Below are 5,158 nucleotides of genomic sequence, written 5' to 3' on the forward strand. Positions count from 1 at the left end.
GGTCGCGGGCGAGCCGGCCGCGGTCGAACCGGCCGCCGTGGCGGCATCCGTGCGCTGAGCCGGCGGCATCCGCTCACAGGCGAAGGCCCCGTGCCGCTCGATCGAGCGGGACGGGGCCTTCCGTGCGTGTGGGCTAGGCGTTCGCCAGCACGCCCGAGAGGAAGAAGAAGCCGAAGATGAACCCCAGGATGATCGAGACCAGGCCGATGATGATCGCGGCGTTGGCGAATCCGGTGCCCCGCTCACCTCGCTTCTTGGCCTGGTTGAGGCCGATGAAGCCGAGGATGACCGCGATGATGTTGAACCCCAGGAGGGAGATCACGAAGGCGACGATCGAGAGGACGTTCCACTTGTCGGAGGAGGTGGCGGGTTGCTGCCGGTCGGGCACTGGAGGCGGAGCGTAATCGGACATGAGGTCCTCACTGGTGGATGGCGATCGCAGAACTGCATCGTGACAGCACGCCGTACGGGTGTCAACGACCCGGGGCGCACGACGGAGCCCCGGTCGCCATGCGGCGGCCGGGGCTCCCGTTCGTGCGTCGTCTAGTTGACCGTGACGTTGGGGTTCGCCGCGATCACCGCGACGAAGACGATCCAGAAGATGATGCCGATCACGATCGACACGAAGCCCAGGACGATCGCCCAGATGGCGAGCCCACGACCCCGCTCGCCGGTCTTCTTGATCTGGTTGAGGCCGATGAAGCCCAGGATGATCGAGATCACGCTGAAGCCGAAGAAGACGATGATGAAGGCGATGATGGACAGGATGTTCCACTTCTCACCCTGGGCCGGAGCGGCCGTCGGCTGAGGGGGAACGGGAGCGGGTGCGGGTGCGGGTGCGGAGTCAGTCATGTGAGCGTTCCTCGTGATCTTGGTGGACGAATGGCCTTCCGCATACTGGCAGCAGCGAGGCGACCGCGTCAACGACCCAGAACGGGCGCCTCGTCATGCGGCGTCACTCGCATCCCGTCCCGTCATCGCATCGCGCGGTACGCGGCTCGTTCCGCAGGGGTCAGGTGCTCGGTCGCGTAGGAGAGCATCGTGCGCGGCATCCGCGGCGCGTGTTCGTCGAGGAATCCGGTGAGCAGGTCTCGGTCGACGCGCTTGCCGACCTCGCGCAGCATCCAGCCGACCGCCTTCTGGATGAGGTCCTCCCGGTCGTCGAGCAGGCCCGCCGCGAGTCGCAGGGTCGGTCCGGCATCGCCCGCCCTGATGTCGGCGAACGTCGCGATCACCGCGACCCGGCGCTCCCACAGCGAAGCGGATGCCGCGAGCCGGTCGAGGAGCGACGCGTCGCCGATCCCGTCCCTGACCATCTCGCCCACGAGCACCTCGGCTGTGCTGTCGACGAGGCCCCAGTTGTTCACCCGCCCGTCGCGGACGGCGTCGAGGTACGCACGATGGAGCGCGAGTCGGCCCGCGTCGTCGCGGGTGCGCGGGCGGCGGGCGACCTCGGCCTGCCGCACCATGACGAGCAGTGCGGCGAGCCGGTGCTCGTGCACCGGACTCGCGAGGAGCGCGACGGCCTCGGCGAGCGGCATCCGCTCGAATCGCTTCACGATCGCCCGGGTGGCCGGCACTCGGACGCCGACGAAGACATCGCCCTCGCCGTAGTGACCCGAACCGGTCTTGAAGAAGCGCTGCAGGAAGGCGGCGTCGTCGGGATCGCCTGCCGCATCGATGGCGGCGGCGAGCGCCGCGGCGGTGAGCGCCGTGTCGGTGGGCGCCGTGTCAGTGGGCCGGGGAGCGTCGTCGTGCACGAGGGCACTCTAGACGCGGGCCCCGCCGGCCCGCGAGGCCCGCGAGGGGACGACGAGGCGGGTGCGGGGCCATGTTCGGCCTCGCACCCGCCGGGGGCGCAGGGATCGCGCGCTCATTCGGTGCCGTCGTGCAGCGGCGAGAGGTCGTCGTCGACGGCGACGGGCTGCGAATGCAGTTCCCGGCGTGCGTCGTCCGAGAAGCCGGGCGTGACGCCGGCCTGGGGCTGCGAGTGCAGCTCCCGCCGTGCGTCGGCGGAGAACGCCCGTGCGGCGTCGGACTGCATGCCCTGCTCGATCGCCCGCTCGATCCGGTCGGCGACGACCGGGGAGACGGCGAGGTCGCCGCGCTCGACCACGTGGCCTCGGGCGAGTGCGATCGCGGCCGCCTGGGCGGGGCGGAGGTCGTCGCGGACCTGGCCGCCCGGTGCGGCCATGCCTGCGGAGCCGCTCGTGAGAACCATCAGTGATGCGGCGACGATGAGCACCGGGGCCGCCGTGCGTGTGCGCATGGCTTCGTTCCTTTCGGGTTTCGGGTTACCACCCATTCGGGGGTGATCTGAAGCTACGAATCCCCGGCACCGGCCGAATCCGGGCGTGCACCCGCACCCGCCTCCGAATATTCCTGAGCATTGCTCAGTGCATGGCGGGTCAACCGGCTCCGAATGGACGACGCGAGCCCTGAGGGAAGCGCGATGGCACGCTCCTGCGCGACGCGGCGAAGACCTCCGCGAAATCTTGCGTCCACGCACGAAAGCGGCGCGGGCCCGCAACACATCGCGAGAAGGCTGCGTCTAGCCTTGAGTGGGCGGCCGATCGGCCGCCATCGCATCGCACTCGCGACCACGCCCGGGAACGGAGGTTCACATGTCGAACATCACGATCGACGCCATCATCGGCGAACCCGAGGTCCTCGAGGACGAGGTCTCCGCCGCCGCCATCGCGCTCGCGCTCGGCGTCGAGACCGACCCGGCCTGGCTGCGACTCAAGGAGTCGGCCACGCGGCTGCAGTCCCTCCAGGTGAAGGACGGCTCGGTGCCCGAGGAGGCCGACCGGCCCGAGGCATCCGCCCTCGTCGACGCGATCGTCGAGTCGATCGAGGCGCTCGCGCCGCGGTTCCCACACGAGGCCGCCTACCTCGCGGCATCCGTCGCCGACTTCCGCCGGTGGCAGGCCGAGGGCTTCGGCGTGCCCGACTTCCTCGACTCGCTCGTGGAGTTCCAGCCGCAGAAGCACCGCATCGACGGCATCCGCCACCTCGTGGTGTTCCCCATGGTGACCCAGAACGGCTCACCCGACCGGCACGTCGAGGCGCTCGTCGTCGAGACGATCTGGCCCGAGTTCATCGCCGCCCTCGAGGCCGGCGACTACTCGAACAAGCTGTTCGTGAGCCTGCGGCTCGTCGACTTCACGCCCGGGTACGACACGAACTCCGCGGTGCTGTTCCCCGAGACGGTCGCCATGCGCGAGATCCCGCCCTTCACGTGGGGCGCGATCTTCCAGGACCGCGAGGCGGCGCGCTACCGCAGGGTCGTGCGTGCGGCATCCGAGATCACGAAGCTCGAGCTGCCCGCCGACGCGGCGGCGCTGCTCGACGACCAGGAGCTCGCCGAGCGCACGTTCGTGATGTGGGACATCATCCACGACCGCACGCATATGCGCGGCGACCTGCCGTTCGACCCGTTCATGATCAAGCAGCGCATGCCGTTCTTCCTCTACTCGCTCGAGGAGCTGCGGTGCGACCTCACCGCGTTCCGCGAGTCCGTGAAGATCGAGCGGCAGCTGCGCAAGCGAGCGGATGCCGACGAATACCTGACCGCGGTCGAGTCGCAGCTGCTCGAGCAGGCCAAGCTCGTGCAGTACGCGGTGATCTTCGACCGGATCTTCCGGTTCGCGATCACGGGCTCGCGGGTGCGCAACTACGACGGGCTCGGCGGCCAGCTGCTGTTCGCGTGGCTCCACCAGAAGCACGTGCTGGAGTGGACGGATGTCTCGCTGAGCTTCGACTGGGACGCCGTGCCCGACGCCGTGGTGGAGCTCGGCGACGCGATCGACGAGCTCTACTGGAAGTCGATCGATCGCCCGAAGACCGCGCATTGGCTCGCGGCCTACGGGCTGGTGACGAGCGTCGTGACGCCCAATCCCGCCTCGGTGTGGGCGCAGGGCCTGCCGCGCGAGGTGCTCGCGGGTGCGCCGAAGGGCTACACCGACCTCGTGATGGACGACGAGTTCCCGCTGTCGATGTTCTACGAGGCGCTCGACAAGAAGATGAAGCCGGTCATCGAGTCGACGGTGGGCATCACCGCGACCTCGGAGCGCTGACCATGTCGGTCGCCGGCCGGACGGTGCTCATCGCGGGTGCGACGAGCGCGTCCGGCCAGGCGGTCGCCCGCGCGCTCGTCGACGCGGGCGCCCGCGTGGTGGTCGTGGGCAGCGACCAGGGCCGCCTCGACGCCCTCGTCGCCGAGGTTCCGGGGGTGGTGGGCGAGCTCGCCGACCTCACCGACGGCGACGACGTGCTCGAGCTCGCGATGCGCGTGCACGCGCGGGTCGGGGACCTCGACGGCGTCGTGCACCTCGTCGGGGGCTGGCGCGGTGGCGGCGGCATCCTCGGGCAGTCCGAGGAGGACTACCGCGTGCTCGAGCGGTCGTTCACCGCGCTCCGGTACGTGAGCCGCGCGTTCTGGACCGATCTCGTGGGTTCGCCGGCCGGCCGCATCGCCATCGTCTCGTCGACGACGGTCGCCGCGCCCTCGGCGGGCAGCGCCAACTACACGTCGGTCAAGGCGGCGAGCGAGTCGTGGATGCAGGCCCTCGGCCAGGGGTTCGCGAAGTCACCCGATGCCGCGGCCGCGGCCGTGACGTTCCGCGTGCGCTCGCTCGCGGGGCTCGAAGACGTGCTCGCCGACGCGGTGGTCGCCCTCTGGGACGCGGACGCGGATGCCGCGACGCTCAACGGCTCGGTGACGGAGCTCGTCGCGCGGGCCTGACCGCCGGCGCCGCGCCTGCCGCCTCGGCCCTCGTGCGTGCCCTCAGTTCGTGCCGCCGGTGGCGTGCACCGCGTAGCCCCAGCAGCCGGCTTCCTCCCAGCGGTAATCGTCACCCGTGCCCGCCTCGCCGTCGAGGGCGAGTTCCCACGCGGCGTACTCCTCGGGGTTGAGGTCTGCGGGCATCGCCGGGAAGCGGTTGGAGGCGTCGGGCGCGGGGTTCCACCACTCCCACTCGAGGTACTCCTGCCCGGCGTCGGCCATGCAGTCGCGGACGATCTGCTGGAAGGCCAGCCACGTCTGCTTCTCGGCGTCGGTCGGCTGGGCGGCGCCCGGGGTCGGGGCGGGTGCCGGGCCGCCGGGCGCCTCGGGCTGCCCGGTGAGCGGCGGGCGCAGGTCGGGTGAGGGCGACCG

At 70.6% G+C, this 5,158-nt stretch carries 7 protein-coding genes; 2 read left to right on the forward strand and 5 right to left on the reverse strand.

The genetic code is table 11. The annotated features are described in order from the left end of the window. Positions 1–133: 133 nt before the first annotated feature. The 4 genes from AC1DY2_RS14945 to AC1DY2_RS14960 form a co-directional block, all read right to left on the reverse strand. The gene (locus AC1DY2_RS14945; RefSeq protein ID WP_476763144.1) at positions 134–388 is read right to left on the reverse strand and encodes a DUF4190 domain-containing protein; all 255 of its coding nucleotides are present in this window, start codon (positions 386–388) and stop codon (positions 134–136) included. A 155-nt stretch (positions 389–543) separates the two neighbouring features. Continuing rightward, positions 544–852 (reverse strand): DUF4190 domain-containing protein, encoded by a 309-nt coding sequence (locus AC1DY2_RS14950; RefSeq protein ID WP_476763145.1) that lies wholly within the window; start codon positions 850–852, stop codon positions 544–546. A 122-nt stretch (positions 853–974) separates the two neighbouring features. Then, on the reverse strand, positions 975–1,760 hold the full coding sequence (locus AC1DY2_RS14955) for a DNA alkylation repair protein (protein ID WP_476763146.1): 786 nt from the start codon (positions 1,758–1,760) through the stop codon (positions 975–977). A 113-nt stretch (positions 1,761–1,873) separates the two neighbouring features. Beyond that, entirely contained in the window at positions 1,874–2,269 is a 396-nt protein-coding gene (locus AC1DY2_RS14960) for a hypothetical protein (protein ID WP_476763147.1), read from the reverse strand. Between the two features lie 355 nt (positions 2,270–2,624). On the opposite strand from AC1DY2_RS14960, the gene AC1DY2_RS14965 reads away from it, so the two are divergent. Together AC1DY2_RS14965 and AC1DY2_RS14970 are read left to right on the forward strand one after the other, a co-directional pair. After that, entirely contained in the window at positions 2,625–4,079 is a 1,455-nt protein-coding gene (locus AC1DY2_RS14965; RefSeq protein ID WP_476763148.1) for a DUF6421 family protein, read from the forward strand. 2 nt (positions 4,080–4,081) lie between these two features. After that, positions 4,082–4,747, forward strand: a complete 666-nt coding sequence (locus AC1DY2_RS14970) for an SDR family NAD(P)-dependent oxidoreductase (protein ID WP_476763149.1) — start codon at positions 4,082–4,084, stop codon at positions 4,745–4,747. A gap of 42 nt (positions 4,748–4,789) precedes the next feature. On the opposite strand, the gene AC1DY2_RS14975 is transcribed toward AC1DY2_RS14970, so the two are convergent. Next, the coding region (locus AC1DY2_RS14975) for a hypothetical protein (protein ID WP_476763150.1) at positions 4,790–5,158 on the reverse strand (369 nt) is incomplete at its 5' end.

This window comes from Agromyces sp. P1_H4 (assembly GCF_056405255.1).